The sequence below is a fragment of the Alteromonas sp. 4NH20-0056 genome (assembly GCF_057539655.1).
In genome coordinates this window covers 307,775-324,417 of the sequence record NZ_BAAJLS010000004.1, presented here as the reverse complement: position 1 = coordinate 324,417, position 16,643 = coordinate 307,775, and the positions used below count along the sequence as shown (strand labels likewise).

Genomic DNA, 16,643 nt, shown 5'->3' with positions numbered 1-16,643 from the left:
CGCTGGCATGTAAAGCAGTATGCTTGATTGGCGGGTTAATAATAAGAAACACAACAATATCTAAGAGAACGCACATGGAAAAACACCCCCTTCCTTTCTTTAAACGAAAGCCGCTGACTTTACTTATTGCATTAACGCTAGGTATCGGTGGCGCAAGTGTCGCTACAGCACAAGAGTCCACACCGTCCCAAACTCAAGAAACTGAGCAAGCAGATGATGGGCTTTATGAAGAGATTCTTATCACCGCGTCGAAAAGACAAACTGGGCTGCAAGCGACCCCTATTGCGGTTACGGTAACCAGTGGTGAAGATATAGAACAAACTCAGGTTCTTGATATTCAGGATTTACAAGCGCTAGTCCCAACATTACGTGTTACACCACTACAACGCTCTAGTAATACTAATTTCTCTATTCGTGGTTTTGGTAATGGCACGAATAATACCGGAATAGAGCCTTCCGTTGGTGTCTTTATCGATGGGGTATACCGCTCTCGTGCCGCAGCTCAAATCGGTGACCTACCACGTCTTCAACAAGTGGAAGTGTTAAGCGGCCCGCAAAGTACATTATTTGGTAAAAATGCTTCAGCAGGTGTTATAAGTGTGAGAACTGCAGGGCCATCTTTTGCTGAAGAGGGTAAGATAGAAGCCGGTATCGGAAATTATAATCAACGATTACTAAAAGGCTACTACACGAATTCAATTACCGACGAGTTGGCATTTAGTCTCTCTGGCGGTATCAACAAGCGCGATGGTTACACCGACAGCGTTGTTGGCCTTGACGATATGAACAACCGCGACAGATGGAACATTCGCGGTCAGGCTTTATACGAGCCAACAGAAAGTACGCGAATTCGATTTATCGCCGACTACAGTGAAATTGATGAACGTTGCTGTACCGTGGCTGATGTAATCAACGGCCCAACAACGGCAGCAGTGCGGGCACTTGGCGGAACAGTGCTTGATGTTGAAGACCAATTTGAGTTCAAATCGGCATTAAATAGAGATCCAAGCAACACCGTAGAAGATGGCGGCATATCGCTTCAAATTGATGTGGATTACGACAGCTTCACACTGACCTCAATTACCGCATTTAGAAATAACAAAAGTGATTACTTTGTCGATGTAGATTACACCTCGTTAGACATTTTAACTGAGGCTGGCGAAACCGATATTGACACCTTCACGCAAGAATTTAGGTTAACCTCTACTGGTGATAATCAATTTGACTGGATGGTAGGCGGTTTCTATTTCTCTGAAGAAGTTGATACTGGCGACGTGCTTAATTATGGGCCAGGAACTCGTCCGTACTTTAATGTATTAGGCTTACAGCCACTGCTTGAGCTTACAGAAGACTTTTACGCTCAGCCTCGTAATACCTTCTTTGCCGCAGACAATTTTATTGCGAGTAACTTCCTACAGAAAAATGATGCCTTCAGTTTGTTTGCCACTGTTGACTATGATCTTACCGACAAGTTAATAGCAACCGTTGGTTTGGCGTATACCGATGATGAAAAAGACGTTTCAGTAACATCAGTAAACAATGAGGCACTGTCGTCGATAGATTTTGATACCGATCCTACGGTATTTGGTGTACCAATGTCATTTATTCCAGATGTACAGCCATTTATACCGACACTCAAAGGCGTACAGTTTTTACCGCCTCAACTTACCTTCCCTAATAACGTAGAGTCGGGAAACACTAACGACAGCAAGACAACATGGAATGTTCGTTTAGCCTATGAAGTTAATCAAAACATAAACGTTTTTGCCACTGCGGCTACTGGCTTCAAAGCATCGTCTTGGAACCTATCAAGAGATACTCGTCCATTTGCTACTGACCAACAGGCACTTGAATCTGCAGGTATTACCCGAGCAAACCAAAGCTACGGTACACGATATGCAGGGCCAGAAGAGTCTACGGTGTACGAATTAGGCCTAAAAGCACGGTTCAAGCGTGGTGCATTTAATGTCACCTTGTTTGACCAAACTATCGAGGGTTTCCAATCGAGTATCTTCGTAGGGACCGGTTTTGTTTTGGCAAATGCAGGTAAACAATCTACAAAAGGTATCGAGTTTGATTCGACAGTAAGTCTTACCGACAACTTAGTGTTTACTCTTGGTGGAACCATTCTTGACCCAATCTATGATTCGTTCGAGGGTGCAAATGGCATAAACGGCCCTACTGATTTATCAGGCACCATGCCTGCAGGTATTCATGAGCGCAGTTTTGTTGGTGGTCTAACGTATAACTTTGAACTAGATAACGGCATGTATGGATTCGTGCGTACCGACTATATCTACGAGAGTGAAGCGCAGATTGTAGAGAACGTTCCTGCAGAGCTTACCCGTGAAGTTGGAACATTAAATGCCAGTGCTGGGTTAACAATGGAAAACGGCGTTAGTGTTAAACTATGGGTTCGTAACTTAAATAATGATGAATACTTCTTGTCGGCGTTCCCACCGCCTATCCAAGCAGGTAGTTTCAGTGCATACCCAAATCAACCGCGTACCTTCGGCGCGACGGTATCATATGAATTCTAGGGAAATATAAAGACAAAAAGCCCCTCAATACTGTCAATGTCGAGGGGCTTTTTTTATACGCTAGAAACAAAAAAGCCTGACTTGAAATAAGATCAAAATCAGGCTTTTAATACAATGGTAAGACGTCTCAGTAAACCTGATTAATCAAACCGTTGTTTTTAATGTCAACGCTTACGCTTCAGCAATGATGATCACTTTGATAGAAGTGATTACGTCAGAGTGAACTTGTAGGTCGATATCATACTCACCGGTTTCGCGAAGCGTACCAGTAGGTAGTTTAACTTCTGCTTTTTCAACTTCAACGCCAGCAGCAGTAATTGCATCAGCGATGTCGCGAGTACCAACAGAACCAAACAATTTACCTTCGTCACCAGCAGGTGCTGCAATAGTAACTTCAGCAAGTTCGTTGATTTTTTCAGCGCGTGCATTTGCAGCCGCTAGCTGCTCAGCAATTTTCGCTTCAAGTTCTGCACGACGTGCTTCAAACTTTTCAACGTTGTCTTTAGTTGCTGGAACTGCTTTACCCTGTGGGAAAAGGAAGTTACGAGCATAACCAGACTTTACAGTCACTTGGTCGCCCAAGCCGCCAAGGTTGGCGATTTTATCTAGTAGGATGATATTCATCTAAGCTATCCCTTAAGTTCGCCAGTTACTTGTGTGAATCAGTGTACGGAAGCAACGCTAAGAAACGCGCACGCTTGATCGCAGAAGACAGCTGACGCTGATATTTTGCGCTTGTACCAGTGATACGGCTAGGGACAATTTTACCGCTTTCGGTGATGTAATTCTTCAACGTAGCGATATCTTTGTAATCTATTTCAGTCACACCTTCTGCAGTGAAACGGCAGAACTTACGACGTCTGAAAAAACGAGCCATGAGTGTTCTCCTTAAGCGTTGTCTTCAGTGGTTTCAGTATGCTTTTCTGCGCGCTCTGGGCGAGGAGCAGAATCGTCACGACGCTCACGACGAGGCTCTTCTTTCATCATTGGAGAAGGCTCTGTTACAGCAGTCTTGGTGCGCATTACCATGTTACGTAGGATAATGTCGTTGAAACGGAAAGCATTTTCCAGTTCATCAACAGCTTCAGCAGTTGCTTCAGCATTTACTAGTACGTAGTGGGCTTTGTGCAGCTTTTCAATTGGGTATGCCAGTTGACGACGGCCCCAATCTTCTAAACGATGAATCTGACCACCGTCTTGCTTAAGAATAGTAGTATAACGCTCGATCATACCAGGTACTTGTTCACTCTGATCAGGGTGAACCATAAATACGATTTCGTAATGACGCATTATAGCTCCTTACGGTTGTAGCCTCGACAGTACAGCCAACTGTATGGAGACAAGGAACGGATTTGGATGGCTGTAAGGGCGCGCATTATACGCACACCTTTTGTTTTGCACAAGCATTAATCAACTAGGGGATGTTTTATAGGGAATGCGACGCACTTTCATAAATGTCAGACGTAACCCTCGTTAAAGGAAAACGAAAAGTGAACTCTGTCCCTGTGAAGTCAGAAGACACACTTAGTTTGCCTTGATGGGCCTTTGCAATCTCTGAGGCTATAAACAACCCCAACCCTAAGCCCCCTTTTTTAGCGCTGCTTTCTTTACGCCAAAAAGGTTGGAAAAGACGAGTTTTGGACTCATCAGGAATTGGGGAGCCACTGTTACGAACGCTAAGTATAAAGTCACTCTGATTGGAGATAATCTTAACATAAACTGGATGTGCTTGGTCGCCGTGGACAAGGGCATTTTTCAGTAGGTTAGAAAGTAGCTGACATACGCGCTTTTCATCACATACTAACTGACGTGCAATATCGAAGTGCGTTTTAATTGTGGATTGGGGGTACGTTGCGGCTAGTTCTTCAACTGTAAAGCTCAGTTGTTGCGCAAGGTCAGACGCAACCCCCAATTTTACCGGTAGGCCCTCTCCCATTCGACTGTGAGTGAAGTCCATGGCATCTTCGATAAGGCGAGTCATTCGTTGCACACTATTTTTCATTCGAGAGACCGCTTTAAAAACCGGCACTTGTACCGTACTCGCTATTTGGCTGTCTTTTATTATGTCGTCCAAAAAGCTAATACCAATCTGAATGGAGGACAAGGGCGTCCGAATATCATGACCTAGAATAGCAATATACTGTTCTTGTAAGCGGACGCGGTTTTTAACGTCGGTGAGTTGCACGCGAGAACGTTCAATCTGTTCGTTTAACAAAATTTGATTGGAAATAAGTTCTGCAAAAGCACTAATTTGGCCATGAATGGCCTCAGTGCGTAGTTCCCTAGGTTCTGGATCTAAACCGCAAAGTGTTCCAAAGAATTCACCATTAGCATCATAAATAGGATACGAAAAGTAACTTTCAAAACCGTACATGTTAGGAATAGGGCTATCACTATACTGGTGGTCGGCCGAAGCATGGTTAATGACGATTTCTTTCTCGTTTGCGCGAACTGTGCGACAAAACGTCGTTTCTATATCTAAAGTGTCTCCAGGTAATAAACCAAATTCAGCATTGTCTAACACTGCACACATGGTCCATGCTTGTTCTGTAACTCTCGCAACACAAATAAAACGCAACCCTAGACTACTAGCCAATATTTGCATTATGTGAGGAATGGCCGCGATTGCATCAATTGCTTGAATATCTCGTTGGCTGGTCTCGTTCATTGCCATTTGTCATACATCCTATGATGGTAAAAACACTGTCAACAGCGTCCTTCCCTAATTTTTTAAAACGCTCTCAGCTTCTATCAACTACTGATCTAATGCTGTAACGCAGCGCAACGACTAAGTGTAACTCAACTGGCTAACTTATACTAAAGTATAATACGAGTACGATATTATTTATGGCACAAATATTTTTTAAATTACTGTTTATTTATACAGTTAATTGCTGTACAGTTTTTATGTATTCAATAAACAGGGGACCTACCATGGCCATTACCACACAGTATGTTGTTACGCACAAAGGGGTAGAAAAATTGGTAACTACCGACAAGAAAGAAGCCGATCAATATGACAAAATGCTTGAAGCCGCTGACAATTTGGCGGAATACATTCAGGCAAAAGGTATTGCACTAGATGCAGGGATAGCAGAGGAGCTCACTATTATGCTGTCTAAGAATAAAGAAAAAGTAGCAAAAATCTTCAAAGGTGCGTCTGCAGATAGCGTGTTGGAAGATGAAAGTGCCGAAGTGGTAAAGCTTAAAGCCAACGGATAAGGTTGGCTAGCTTTACACCTAGCGCTGTTATACTCTTTTCACATTGTCGTCATCAAAACCTTGTGTGCGTAATACACACAGCGTTGTTGGTCAGAGCGCTTTTGTTTTGGCTACATTAACAGGATGCATATGTGAGCCGCGCTACCTTATCGTCTACATCAGCAATAGAAATAAGTAATCTCAATTTTACTTACCCATCATCATCATCAGTCTTATCCGTACCGAAATGGTCGATTAACAAAGGTGAACACGTATTTTTGTCTGGGCCATCTGGAAGCGGAAAAAGTACACTGTTGAACTTGCTGTGCGGAACGCTTACACCTACATCAGGCAATATCCAATTACTAGGTCGCCCGTTTTCGTCATTATCAGGTAGTAAACGAGATAAGTTTAGGGCTAGGCACATTGGCGTCGTTTTTCAGCAATTTAATTTAATTCCCTATTTAACGGTGTATCAAAACATTGAAGCCGCTGTGTACTTTGCGTCTGGCAACGGCCAGCAGCAAGTAACGCAAACACGCCTTTCTTTTTTGCTAAGCGCGCTACAATTGCCTGAAGATATAGCGACTCAGCGCGCAGACGCACTCAGCGTAGGACAACAACAACGAGTAGCCATTGCGCGAGCACTTATTAATGAACCTGAAATTTTAATCGTCGACGAGCCTACGTCCGCGCTTGATACCGCTTCTCGCGATAAATTTATGCAGCTACTTAAAGAAGTATCGGTACACAGCACGCTGTTGTTTGTTAGCCACGACCCATCTCTTAAGCACTATTTTGATATTCATACCACAATGGATGCAATACGCCTTGGGGAACAAGCACCATGTTAACCACCATCGCACTAGGCAGTTTAAAACAGCGAAAAAGTTCGGTTTTACTTACGCTTTTATCTATTGTCATAAGCGTAAGTTTGTTGCTCACGGTTGAAACTGTCCGTCATCAAGTGAAATCAAGTTTCGCGTCAACCGTTTCAGGCGTTGACATTATCGTTGGTGCACCAAGTGGTGAAATTAATCTACTCTTGTCTTCCGTTTTTAGAATTGGCTCGCCAACCAAAGCCATTGCATATTCCAACATCGAAATGCTAACCGAGCACCGAGCGGTTGAATGGGTCATTCCTCTATCACTGGGCGATACACATAACGGGTTTCGTGTTGTAGGTACTAGCAACGCTTACTTCAAGCACTTTATGTATGGAAATAAAACATCATTGGTCATTGCGCGAGGCAAAAACTTTATCAGCCCGTCCTCTGCAGTTTTAGGGGCAGATGTCGCCGCCGCCTTGAATTACGATCTCGGCAACATGCTTGTGTTGGCTCATGGATTAGGCAACGTTTCTTTTAAACAACATGCAAACCACCCTTTTCTTGTCTCAGGTATACTCGCCAAAACCGGCACACCAGTTGATAAAGCGATTTACGTAACGCTGGAAGGGCTCGATGCGGCGCATGACACCGCGACGTCCTCCATTTCGCACATCAAAAAACCTAACAAACCAACCTTAGAAGTAACTGCACACGAGCACGACCATTTAACGTCTCACTCTCACGAACACGAAAGCCACCACAGACATGAAGATACAAGTAAGGTTGTAGAAGGTTCAGATAATTACAAAGAGGACTACACCCCACAGATTGTTAGTGTGGCAATGCTTGGGCTTAAAAATAGGGTCGCTGCACTTCAGCTTCAATATCAACTAAACCAAAATAAAACTGAGCCGCTATCGGCAATTTTACCTGGTGTCGTGCTTTCACAACTTTGGAACATAATGGGGAACATTGAGGGGGTGTTATTGGGTATTTCGTTGCTCATTGTGGTTGCCTCTCTCTTTGGGTTAACCACCATGTTGCTCGCCTCCATGCGTGAGCGTCGTCATGAAATGGCTATTCTCAGAACGATTGGCGCGTCGCCCTTAACGCTGCTTATTTTAATACAATTAGAAGCGCTATTAGTAAGCTTGGCAGGATGTGTAATAAGTTTACTCGTTGTTGCCACGCTGCTGTTTACCACCAGTGAATGGATAGGTAATTACTATGGGCTATATCTGTCTGGCAATATTTTCAATATTGAGAGTGCAATCATCGTAACAGGCGTGCTGGCTGCAACTCTTATTATTGCATGCTTCCCTGCTGTCTCGGCATACCGGCAAGGCTTGCACTCAGGGCTCAACCAAACCTAGCCCTAAGTGCAAAATAGACCAGTAACGTTAATCGCCTAATCGCTTGCTTGTATTAAAACGAACAATCAATGAATGCACTTCGTCTACTGTTCTTCTTAACGCTTGACTTGCAACCAGTGATGCCTCAGAAGAACGCTGTGTTTCTTTTGCACCGTCAGCCACTTCTACCAGTTGTTGGTTTATATGCTCAGCAACGGTACTTTGCTGTTCAACCGCCGATGACATTTCCACCGTTGCAGATGCAATACCTTGCACCGCATTATTGATTTCATGTAGCGCCCCACGTGTCTCTTGAACAATAGCACTTCCATGCTCTGCCGATGACATCCCTTCTGTTGAAACTCTGACGGCTCGCTCTGAGCGCTCAGCAAGTTCTTGAATAATATTGTGAATTTTGTCGGTTGATTGTCTCGTTTTAGATGCAAGCGTGCGTACTTCATCGGCAACAACCGCAAACCCACGGCCCTGTTCGCCCGCACGTGCTGCCTCGATAGCTGCATTTAGTGCAAGTAGGTTAGTTTGGTCGGCAATGGTTGATATAATACTGGCTGCCTCACCAATATCGCTCGTTGACTGTGCAAGCTCGGTAACGGTGTCGGAAATACTTTCTACCGCTTCCCTCAGCGCCACTATAGCCTGCATGGCTTGCTCTGCTTTGTCGTTACCGGTTTGTACATTCTTAGCAGCGGTACCGGCGCTTAGTGCATTGCTTTCTACCCGCTCCGCTACTTCTTGAATGGCTTGACTCATTTGGGTGACCGCCGTGGCGATAAGCTGAGTCGCCTGGTTTTGCTGCATCACGGCAGCACTAGTGGTTTCGGCTTGCTCGTGAGTAGTAGAAGATATAGCGTCTAGCCCGGCTGAGGCATCTTTTATGCGAGTCAGTGCCGTTCTTGTTCTGGCGAGTTCACACCCTATCGCCAATTTTGCCTGCGCTACGTGGGCTATGTCTGGGAAGTACGTTTGCGCAACAATGCTATTCGTATAAGTCGCTGGGCTGAGGTTAATCACCTTTTTCCAACTTGCGCGGTTATGGCTTTCCTGCCATAACATCATAATACAGAGTGCAACCAAAGAGATTAACGCAGACACGCCACCTGCGGTAAACCACAACGTAGTAACAAGCGCCAACCCTGTAAGTAGCATAGGTAAAACTTGTATTGCATTCTGCATCATTAAGCTTGTGGTAGACATCGCACTACCACCGGTTCTTATACGCGCATAAATATCTTCAGCCCGCTTTATTTCGTCATCTAACGCCGGCACTCTTACCGACTCATAGCCTACTATTTCTCTCCCTTCGTACACTGGGGTAACGAAAGCGGAAACCCAATAATGATCGCCATTTTTACGTCTATTTTTAACCAAACCTAACCAGCATTGCCCTGACTCAAGCGTACTCCACATTTCTTTAAAAACCGAGGGAGGCATGTCAGGATGCCGAATAAGGTTGTGATTCTTACCTATTAATTCTTCTTTGGAAAAACCACTGGCTTCAATAAATTCTTTATTACAATGCTTTATCACGCCGCGTCTATCGGTCGACGATATCAAACGGTAATCGGTAGGAAATTTATATTCTCGTTGCGTTACTGGCTGGTTGTTACGCATGTGCGGCGCTCTCCATCAAACTCTATGCTACAAAATTAGCGCTTGTTACGCTTTTTCATATTATCTAGTAAGCGTAGAACAAATATACACAACGTCTATACTTAAGTATAAAGAATAATGGATTTTTTCGAATAAAAAGCTAAGCAAGTGGTAGCGTTATACCAATTGTCGTGCCTACCCCTTCTTTACTTTCAATATCAAATTCGCCACCGTGCTCCTCTATTATAGTTAAAGAAATAGACATACCTAAGCCTGTGCCATCTCCCGGAGGCTTAGTGGTAAAGAAAGGCGTAAACATTTTTTCAACCACATCTTGAGACATGCCAACACCTTCATCTTTTATGATAATACGTGCTTGAAATTGCGATTTTTCAACATCTATATAAATACTTTTACCTTCAGGTGTTGCATAGACTGCATTGGTGATTAAGTTGACGAGGACTTGCTGTATCTGGCCTGCGCTGCCAATAACATTAATGGATTCATTTGACTCATTAAAAACAACGTTATTTTTATACTTATAGAGGTTACTCGTTAAGCGAAGCGCTGTGTTGATAACGTCATTAACAATTACAGTTTCTTTCTTTTCTGTTCCCGGATAAGAAAAACTACGTAGCGCTTTAACAATATCTATAATGCGTTCAATACCTTCAGACGACTCTTCAAACATCTCTGAAATGGCTTCAGCGCTTTCCGTTAAAGAATAACTATTTTCTAAGGCACAAAACTCATCAAACAGCTGCCCGCCTTGTCGCTCGCAGAGGGCTTTTATTTCACCCAGTGCGCTTAAGTAATCTTTAAATATGTCCTTTGCAACAGCGGTGTTACTGCGCACGTAGCCAATTGGGTTATTTATCTCGTGCGCAATACCTGCCGCAAGTTGCCCAAGCATCGCCATTTTGTCTGCTGAGACAAGCTTCTGTTGTAAATTCTCATGATCTTTTTTAATAGAAGATAGCGCTTGTTTCTTATGTGAAAGCTCTTGCGTCTTACTTTGATAGCCAATACCAAACTTTAAATAATGTTTAGTGGTATCTAAAACATAAAGCATTTCTTCTTCAAGCGTGTCATCTTTCGTGAACAGCGCAAGCCAACCAAATTCGCCATTACCTAAGTCTTGCATAAAGTGTAATAGTCGCGCTTCAGCCTGGTTATCTGGCCTTGAAATCGCGTTCACACACCAATGCGTATAGCTTTCCTCAAGGGTAAGAGGTAACTCTTCTTTTAATAGCTTAGTGAAAAGGGGTTTTTCAAGCCAGCCATCTTCTGGCGACAATACGCTATCGTCATCACCTTTAATTATCTGACCGCCTTTAACAATCAGCGCTTTTCCGAAAAGGGCATCGCTAAATTCAACAACAGATTCAAGCGCTGAGAAAATAAAATTGATACCATCTTCAGCAGCTGTTAATTGGGAAGCGGAACGATTGAGAAAAAGCAGTTCTCTTTCTCGTCGTTTTGAGTCTTGGAGTGATTTACGAAGTGCTTGGTTAGCTAAGTAAGCGTCTTTTGAATACGTTTGAAGGAACGATTCAGCATTTTCCCGTGCTATTTTTTGTCGCTTGAGCTGGCGCTCAAGCGATTTTACTTGTGCCTTTAAATCAGATACTGATACAGCGTCAGTTTCATCAATCGAGCCGCTCAACAATGTTCACCCTGGTGTGCGCAATTAATGCTGATTAAAGCTAACGTTAGTTAGCCAATCTATCGAGCAGCGCCATGACTTTTTCACTTGCTCGTTCCATTTCGACAAGCTTAGCATCTGCAGTGGCGTTGTCACCTTTTGCCTTGGCATCTAGCGCGGCCACGCCACATTTGTGAACTTGTGCATGAGGCACATCAAGCTCTCTAAACGCTGTGTTTTGTGAAATAGGCTGTCCCGCGTTTGCACTGCACCATTGCCCTAAGCGACAACTCATATGATCGGCAAGTTCAGACGCCTGTTTATCACTCTCACCACAAATTACAGCGTAAACGTCTGTTTTCCACACAACGTGGTCAAGCTTTACGGTTTGAATAAACGTGCGAAGTGACCCGTCTTCAATAGTATTTTTCATACTATCGCAATGCGTGACCATACTTTCATAGCTTTGATTTAATGTTGTAATGCCCGCTTCGAGCTCTTCGTTATTACCACGAAGTTCATTCACACCAGACACCGCTTGCGCAGTAGATTGGATAATACCGTTAACCAGTTCCGATACTTCTGTGGCTGACTTGTTCGTTTCGGTAGCAAGCGCTCGGACTTCGTCAGCAACAACACTGAAGCCTCGACCTGCATCGCCGGCACGAGCAGCTTCGATCGCGGCATTCAGTGCTAACAAGTTTGTCTGATCGGAGATACTGGTAATCGTCGATACAAATTTATTAATATTATCAGCGGTGGTAGACAACCCAGAAATACGCTCGCTCATGCTGCCCATCTGAGTATTTAAGCCACTCATGTCCTTAACTATTTTATCAAGAACGGTCGAAGACTGACTAAATAGCTCATTGATGTTAGAGATAGATTTACTCTCAGCATCTATTTGTTGGTAAGCCCCTAGCACCGTTTCTCTAATGCCAGCAATTTGCTCAAGAGAAACTAGCAAACATCTTATAATGGTTGAGTCTTTAGCTTGTGCCTGTGCTTTACTGGCGGCCTCTAGCTGTTGATGTAGCTCAGCGTTTTCTGACTCAAGCATCGACACCTTTTCTAAGGCATCTTGATATTTTGCGTCAAGCTGTGTGAGTTGAGATTCTTTTTCTTCGTACCTGCCACGAGAAACAAACATATTTGCCACCACCTTTAGTTATTCTTACCCAGAGTATCAGAATTATCGGCACCGTCACTATTAGTCTGAAGTTGAATTTAACTTTTTATTTTCATTGTGGTGCCGCGCACAATAATTCTGGGAGACAAAATATGCTCCATTGTCATCTTCCCGTCCCCGTATGCTTGGTTAAGGATCCACTTTGCCGCCATCGCGCCAATGTCCCTTATGGGGTAATTCACAGTGGTAAGCTTAGGAGTGAGGTAGCTGGCAAAATCGATGTTATCAAAACCGATGACTGATACGTCTTCAGGTACACGCTTACCATGCTTACGCAGCGCATTGATTGCACCAGAAGCCATTTCGTCGTTGGCACAGGCAATCGCGGTAAACTCAACGCGTCGCTCTATTAACTCTTCCACACATTTTTCACCCGAGAATGCTTGGAAGTTACCTTCAGAAACGGTTTCCTCGTTAAATGGCATATTGGCTTCTTGCAATGCTTTTTTATGCCCAATTAAACGATTGATACCATCGGCTTTAAATAATGCGCCTGCGGCATAAGCAATCTGAGTGTGACCTAAACTAATTAAGTGCTGGGTTGCTAAGTACGCGCCCAACACATTGTCTAAGCTAATGCACTTCTCACCTATTTCTTTGATGTAACGATTTACCACGACAATTGGCACAGATTGGCTCGCCAAGTCGATTAGGTATTCATCGCTTACGGCCTCAACATGCAAAATAAGTGCATCACATCGACGGCTTAGTAACGCTTCAATTTCTTTCTTTTCGAGAGTTTCGTCACTGTGGCCGGTGACTACAAACATATGTTTATCGGCTTGACGCAGGACTTTTTCCGAACCTGCCATCATGGTACCGAAAAAAGAACCATGCAATTCAGGAACAACATACCCAACGGTATGCGTTTTATTAGACGCAAGAGACGCAGCAATAACGTTATGGCGGTACCCTAGCTTCTTCATCGCTGCGAGCACTTGTTTGCGGGTAGCTTCTTTTACCGTATCGGTATTATTTATTACGCGAGAAACCGTTGCTGAAGACACTCCAGCGAGCTCACTCACTTGCTTTATTGTAACCATAATCGTTCATTAATCGCACGTCGGCGTGCTTATATCCTTGCTCAACGTCTTTGTGGTAAGAAAATGCACTATGCTTTTTGCGATGCTATTCCCAATGTTTTCTGGATAGACGAAATTTTAAGTTCGTCTAATGTATACCACCGCATGATAATCGCAACACCTATCGACGCAATAGCGGGTCCAAAACAGAAAACAGCAACAATACCGGCAGCGACGGTAGGCTCATAGGCATCAGGCTGGTAATTGAATGACGCTAACAGCCACCCCGCCAATGCGCCGCCTAAAGCGAGCCCAACTTTGATAAAAAACACGATGGTTGAATACGTTAAACCTGTCATGCGTTGACCGGTTTTGTATTCGCCATAATCAACGACATCGGCAATTTTTGACCACAGTAAAGGCGTCGCCATTTGCAGCAATAGCCCCCATGCAAAATGAAGCATAACGGCAGCAGCCCAAGCGTCGTAAGGAATGAAAAAATTAGCAATGCATATTAGCGCACTGGCTATTTGTAAAATCACATAGGCTTTTATCTTTGGAATTCGTTTTGCAACGGGGTTAGCAAGCGCACAACCGATAATGCTTCCTATCATACCCGCTGTAACAAAGAAGGTGGCCGATTCTGGCCGTTGAAGCACGTATTTGACATAGTAAAGCGCGAGAGTATTTCTTAGCACCATTCCGGTTAAAAGCACCACAGCAACCATACATAACACGCGGGCTTGGTCATTTTGCCACACTGACTTCAACTGCGTTTTATAGGGGGCTGGCGTTTCATTTGCAGGTTTAACGCGTTCTTTGGTGCCTGCAAAACATAATAAAAATAACACCATACCAACGACGCTCATTACCGTCATTGCACGTTGATAACCTATTACGTCATTTCCATCGCCAAGGTAGCCGACGAGAGGAAGCATGAAAGAGGTAACCAGCAAGCCGCCCCCCATTGCAAAGACAAAACGGTAAGATTGTATGGATACACGCTCTGTTGCGTCAGCGCTTAATACGCCACCTAATGCTGAATAAGGAATATTAATTGCGGTGTACATGAGCATGAGTAACGCATAAGTACTAAACGCGTAATAAAGCTTTCCATCCTCGGTTAACCACTCTGGTGACGTAAACGCAAGCACACTACATAACGCAAAAGGCAGCGCTAACCACAATAAATATGGGCGATAAGACCCCCATCGCGTTCTTGTTCTATCGGCTAGTGAGCCCATAAGAGGATCGGTAACGGCATCAAACACGCGCACCAAAAGAAACATGCTACCTACCGCGGCGGCAGATAAACCTACAACATCGGTGTAGTAGAATGTTAAAAACAACATCACCGTTTGAAATATAAAATTACTTGCGGTATCGCCTAAACCATAGGCAATTTTTTCCTTCGCGCCAACCATCTATTCCACCGTTTTTTCGTTATTTTATCGCTGTTACTGCTTCACACTGTTTTGCAGACTCTTCTGTTAGCTCACGACGTTTGGCCAACAGTGCTTGCAACTTTTGCGCACTGGCTTTTAACGTTCGCTTCTGTGTTTCATAATCAACATAAATAATACCAAAGCGCTTTTCATAGCCTAACGCCCACTCGAAATTATCAAGTAAGCTCCAAACGAAGTAGCCAGTAATATCTACACCCTGCTCCATGGCAGCAGCTACCGCATCTAAATGTGTAGTGAGGTAACGGATACGCTGCTCATCATTCACTTCTCCAGATTCCAATACATCATCACTGGCTAAACCATTCTCAGTAATAATGATTGATGGCAAGGTATAATCATTATGCAGTTGCAACAGTAAATCGGTAAGACCCTGTGGATATACTTCCCACCCCATCGCCGTTTTTTCAGCATGCTCCGGCGCTGGCAACTGACAGGGGTCGTCACTGCCGTCGTCTTCTACATAGGCCCGCGTATAATAATTCACGCCAAGGTAGTCAATTTTTTCAGAAATAATGGCTAAATCGCCATCGCGAATATCTGGGCGGTGCGACACGGGAATCTCGTTAATTAATGCCGGATACTGTGCATGCAGTAACGGTTTAATGTACCAGTCGTTGTGATGATCATGTGCAAGTTTCGTTGCGGTCACGTCTTTTTCTGCAGTGGAATTAGGGTAAAAAGGTGTAAAATTAAGCACAATACCTGCTTCTATACCCGGCGCATTTTTGCGTATCACTCTCATCGCGAGCCCGTGTGCCAATAACAAGTGATGAATTGCTTTTTTACCGTACTCTTTGCCTATTAGGCCAGGGGCATGAACACCGATTTCATAGCCCAAATAAGCACTACAAAACGGTTCATTCAACGTGGCATAGGAATGCACTTTACCGGCAAATGCATTAGTTACAATATCTACATATTCGGCAAACGCAAATGCGGTATCTCTATTTAACCAACCACCTTTATCTTCTAAATATTGAGGTAAATCCCAGTGATAAAGGGTGACATAAGCTTTTATATTTCTAGCGGCAAGTTTGTCTAGCAGCGATATATAAAACCCTAACCCCTCTTGATTGACAGTGCCATCTGACCGTATCACTCGTGGCCAACTTATAGAGAAGCGATATGCATCAACATTAAGCGAGTCGATGATAGCAACATCTTCATCAATGCGATTCACGTGATCACAGGCAATCAATCCGTCACTGCCATCTGCAACTTTTCCAGGCTGCTCACAGAACGTATCCCAGATACATTTTTCTCTGTTATCTGCGTCACCTTCTATTTGAAAAGAAGAGGTTGCGACACCTATCGTGAACGCTTTGCTCGTAAAAGGTGAGCCGGATTTGGCCAGTATTTCCATGATTGAAAAGCCTTTCTTCGAAATTAAAAACACGTGAATTACACATGGATATTTTTATGCCAATGCAACAAAATATTGGGCATTACACATATAACTTGATAACGATTGTAAGCGCTTTCATTATTACTCTCAACCTGAATTCACAAAACATTTACAATCTGCATTCTTACAAGCATTACTCACGTATTCGACAGTGTATAAAGTTTAGTAGCAAACAGTAAAAAATTAAAAATGTATTGCGCAAAGTTAACAATTAGTTTTAAAAAAAGTAACTATATGTCAAAGAAATCAATAATCAGGCATTTTAAATCAAAAATAACCTACTGATTTAAAATGGAAATAATATTTTGATACTTATTGTAAAAAACAACCGACGAAACAAAAGAGAAATGTTAAAAAATTGGAAACAGTATTGATCTTTATG

At 43.5% G+C, this 16,643-nt stretch carries 14 protein-coding genes; 4 read left to right on the top strand and 10 right to left on the bottom strand.

All coding sequences use genetic code 11. From position 1 onward, the window contains the following. Positions 1–74: 74 nt before the first annotated feature. A complete protein-coding gene (locus AC27EZ_RS10055; RefSeq protein ID WP_487135200.1) occupies positions 75–2,540 on the top strand; it encodes a TonB-dependent receptor in 2,466 nt (821 codons plus the stop codon). A 171-nt stretch (positions 2,541–2,711) separates the two neighbouring features. Here the strand turns inward: AC27EZ_RS10055 and rplI are convergent, their stop codons facing one another. From rplI to AC27EZ_RS10035, 4 genes are all read right to left on the bottom strand, one after another. Beyond that, positions 2,712–3,164 carry a 50S ribosomal protein L9 gene (gene rplI, locus AC27EZ_RS10050; protein ID WP_487135199.1) on the bottom strand — a complete coding sequence of 151 codons (453 nt, stop codon included), beginning with the start codon at positions 3,162–3,164 and terminating at the stop codon, positions 2,712–2,714. Positions 3,165–3,189: 25 nt separating this feature from the next. Further along, positions 3,190–3,417, bottom strand: a complete 228-nt coding sequence (gene rpsR, locus AC27EZ_RS10045) for a 30S ribosomal protein S18 (RefSeq protein ID WP_012519954.1) — start codon at positions 3,415–3,417, stop codon at positions 3,190–3,192. Positions 3,418–3,428: 11 nt separating this feature from the next. Beyond that, the gene (gene rpsF / locus AC27EZ_RS10040; RefSeq protein ID WP_487135198.1) at positions 3,429–3,830 is read right to left on the bottom strand and encodes a 30S ribosomal protein S6; all 402 of its coding nucleotides are present in this window, start codon (positions 3,828–3,830) and stop codon (positions 3,429–3,431) included. Between the two features lie 136 nt (positions 3,831–3,966). Further along, positions 3,967–5,214, bottom strand: coding sequence for a sensor histidine kinase (locus AC27EZ_RS10035; protein ID WP_487135197.1), 1,248 nt, complete (start codon positions 5,212–5,214; stop codon positions 3,967–3,969). Between the two features lie 260 nt (positions 5,215–5,474). On the opposite strand from AC27EZ_RS10035, the gene AC27EZ_RS10030 reads away from it, so the two are divergent. The 3 genes from AC27EZ_RS10030 (at position 5,475) to AC27EZ_RS10020 (ending at position 7,944) form a co-directional block, all read left to right on the top strand. Beyond that, positions 5,475–5,762, top strand: coding sequence for a YebG family protein (locus AC27EZ_RS10030; protein ID WP_487135196.1), 288 nt, complete (start codon positions 5,475–5,477; stop codon positions 5,760–5,762). A 131-nt stretch (positions 5,763–5,893) separates the two neighbouring features. Next, a complete protein-coding gene (locus tag AC27EZ_RS10025) occupies positions 5,894–6,595 on the top strand; it encodes an ABC transporter ATP-binding protein (protein ID WP_487135195.1) in 702 nt (233 codons plus the stop codon). Next, positions 6,589–7,944 (top strand): ABC transporter permease, encoded by a 1,356-nt coding sequence (locus tag AC27EZ_RS10020; protein WP_487135194.1) that lies wholly within the window; start codon positions 6,589–6,591, stop codon positions 7,942–7,944. The genes AC27EZ_RS10025 and AC27EZ_RS10020 overlap by 7 nt, the downstream gene beginning before the upstream one ends. 27 nt (positions 7,945–7,971) lie before the next feature. On the opposite strand, the gene AC27EZ_RS10015 is transcribed toward AC27EZ_RS10020, so the two are convergent. The 6 genes from AC27EZ_RS10015 to AC27EZ_RS09990 form a co-directional block, all read right to left on the bottom strand. After that, positions 7,972–9,555 carry a methyl-accepting chemotaxis protein gene (locus tag AC27EZ_RS10015; protein WP_487135193.1) on the bottom strand — a complete coding sequence of 528 codons (1,584 nt, stop codon included), beginning with the start codon at positions 9,553–9,555 and terminating at the stop codon, positions 7,972–7,974. Positions 9,556–9,694: 139 nt separating this feature from the next. Beyond that, positions 9,695–11,200: a sensor histidine kinase gene (locus AC27EZ_RS10010; RefSeq protein ID WP_487135192.1), complete on the bottom strand. Its 1,506-nt coding sequence runs from the start codon at positions 11,198–11,200 to the stop codon at positions 9,695–9,697. Between the two features lie 46 nt (positions 11,201–11,246). Then, a complete protein-coding gene (locus AC27EZ_RS10005; protein WP_487135191.1) occupies positions 11,247–12,329 on the bottom strand; it encodes a methyl-accepting chemotaxis protein in 1,083 nt (360 codons plus the stop codon). 77 nt (positions 12,330–12,406) lie between these two features. Continuing rightward, on the bottom strand, positions 12,407–13,411 hold the full coding sequence (locus tag AC27EZ_RS10000; RefSeq protein ID WP_487135190.1) for a LacI family DNA-binding transcriptional regulator: 1,005 nt from the start codon (positions 13,409–13,411) through the stop codon (positions 12,407–12,409). A gap of 68 nt (positions 13,412–13,479) precedes the next feature. Then, complete coding sequence (locus AC27EZ_RS09995) at positions 13,480–14,814, bottom strand: glycoside-pentoside-hexuronide (GPH):cation symporter (protein WP_487135189.1); 1,335 nt, start codon at positions 14,812–14,814, stop codon at positions 13,480–13,482. Positions 14,815–14,833: 19 nt separating this feature from the next. Beyond that, the gene (locus tag AC27EZ_RS09990; protein WP_487135188.1) at positions 14,834–16,219 is read right to left on the bottom strand and encodes a GH1 family beta-glucosidase; all 1,386 of its coding nucleotides are present in this window, start codon (positions 16,217–16,219) and stop codon (positions 14,834–14,836) included. Between the last annotated feature and the right edge of the window lie 424 nt (positions 16,220–16,643).

Coding starts and splice junctions, on each gene's coding strand:
- AC27EZ_RS10055 (WP_487135200.1), top strand. CDS start 75: ATGGAAAAACACCCCCTTCCTTTCTTTAAACGAAAGCCGCTGACTTTA.
- rplI (WP_487135199.1), bottom strand. CDS start 3,164: ATGAATATCATCCTACTAGATAAAATCGCCAACCTTGGCGGCTTGGGC.
- rpsR (WP_012519954.1), bottom strand. CDS start 3,417: ATGGCTCGTTTTTTCAGACGTCGTAAGTTCTGCCGTTTCACTGCAGAA.
- rpsF (WP_487135198.1), bottom strand. CDS start 3,830: ATGCGTCATTACGAAATCGTATTTATGGTTCACCCTGATCAGAGTGAA.
- AC27EZ_RS10035 (WP_487135197.1), bottom strand. CDS start 5,214: ATGGCAATGAACGAGACCAGCCAACGAGATATTCAAGCAATTGATGCA.
- AC27EZ_RS10030 (WP_487135196.1), top strand. CDS start 5,475: ATGGCCATTACCACACAGTATGTTGTTACGCACAAAGGGGTAGAAAAA.
- AC27EZ_RS10020 (WP_487135194.1), top strand. CDS start 6,589: ATGTTAACCACCATCGCACTAGGCAGTTTAAAACAGCGAAAAAGTTCG.
- AC27EZ_RS10015 (WP_487135193.1), bottom strand. CDS start 9,555: ATGCGTAACAACCAGCCAGTAACGCAACGAGAATATAAATTTCCTACC.
- AC27EZ_RS10005 (WP_487135191.1), bottom strand. CDS start 12,329: ATGTTTGTTTCTCGTGGCAGGTACGAAGAAAAAGAATCTCAACTCACA.
- AC27EZ_RS10000 (WP_487135190.1), bottom strand. CDS start 13,411: ATGGTTACAATAAAGCAAGTGAGTGAGCTCGCTGGAGTGTCTTCAGCA.
- AC27EZ_RS09995 (WP_487135189.1), bottom strand. CDS start 14,814: ATGGTTGGCGCGAAGGAAAAAATTGCCTATGGTTTAGGCGATACCGCA.
- AC27EZ_RS09990 (WP_487135188.1), bottom strand. CDS start 16,219: ATGGAAATACTGGCCAAATCCGGCTCACCTTTTACGAGCAAAGCGTTC.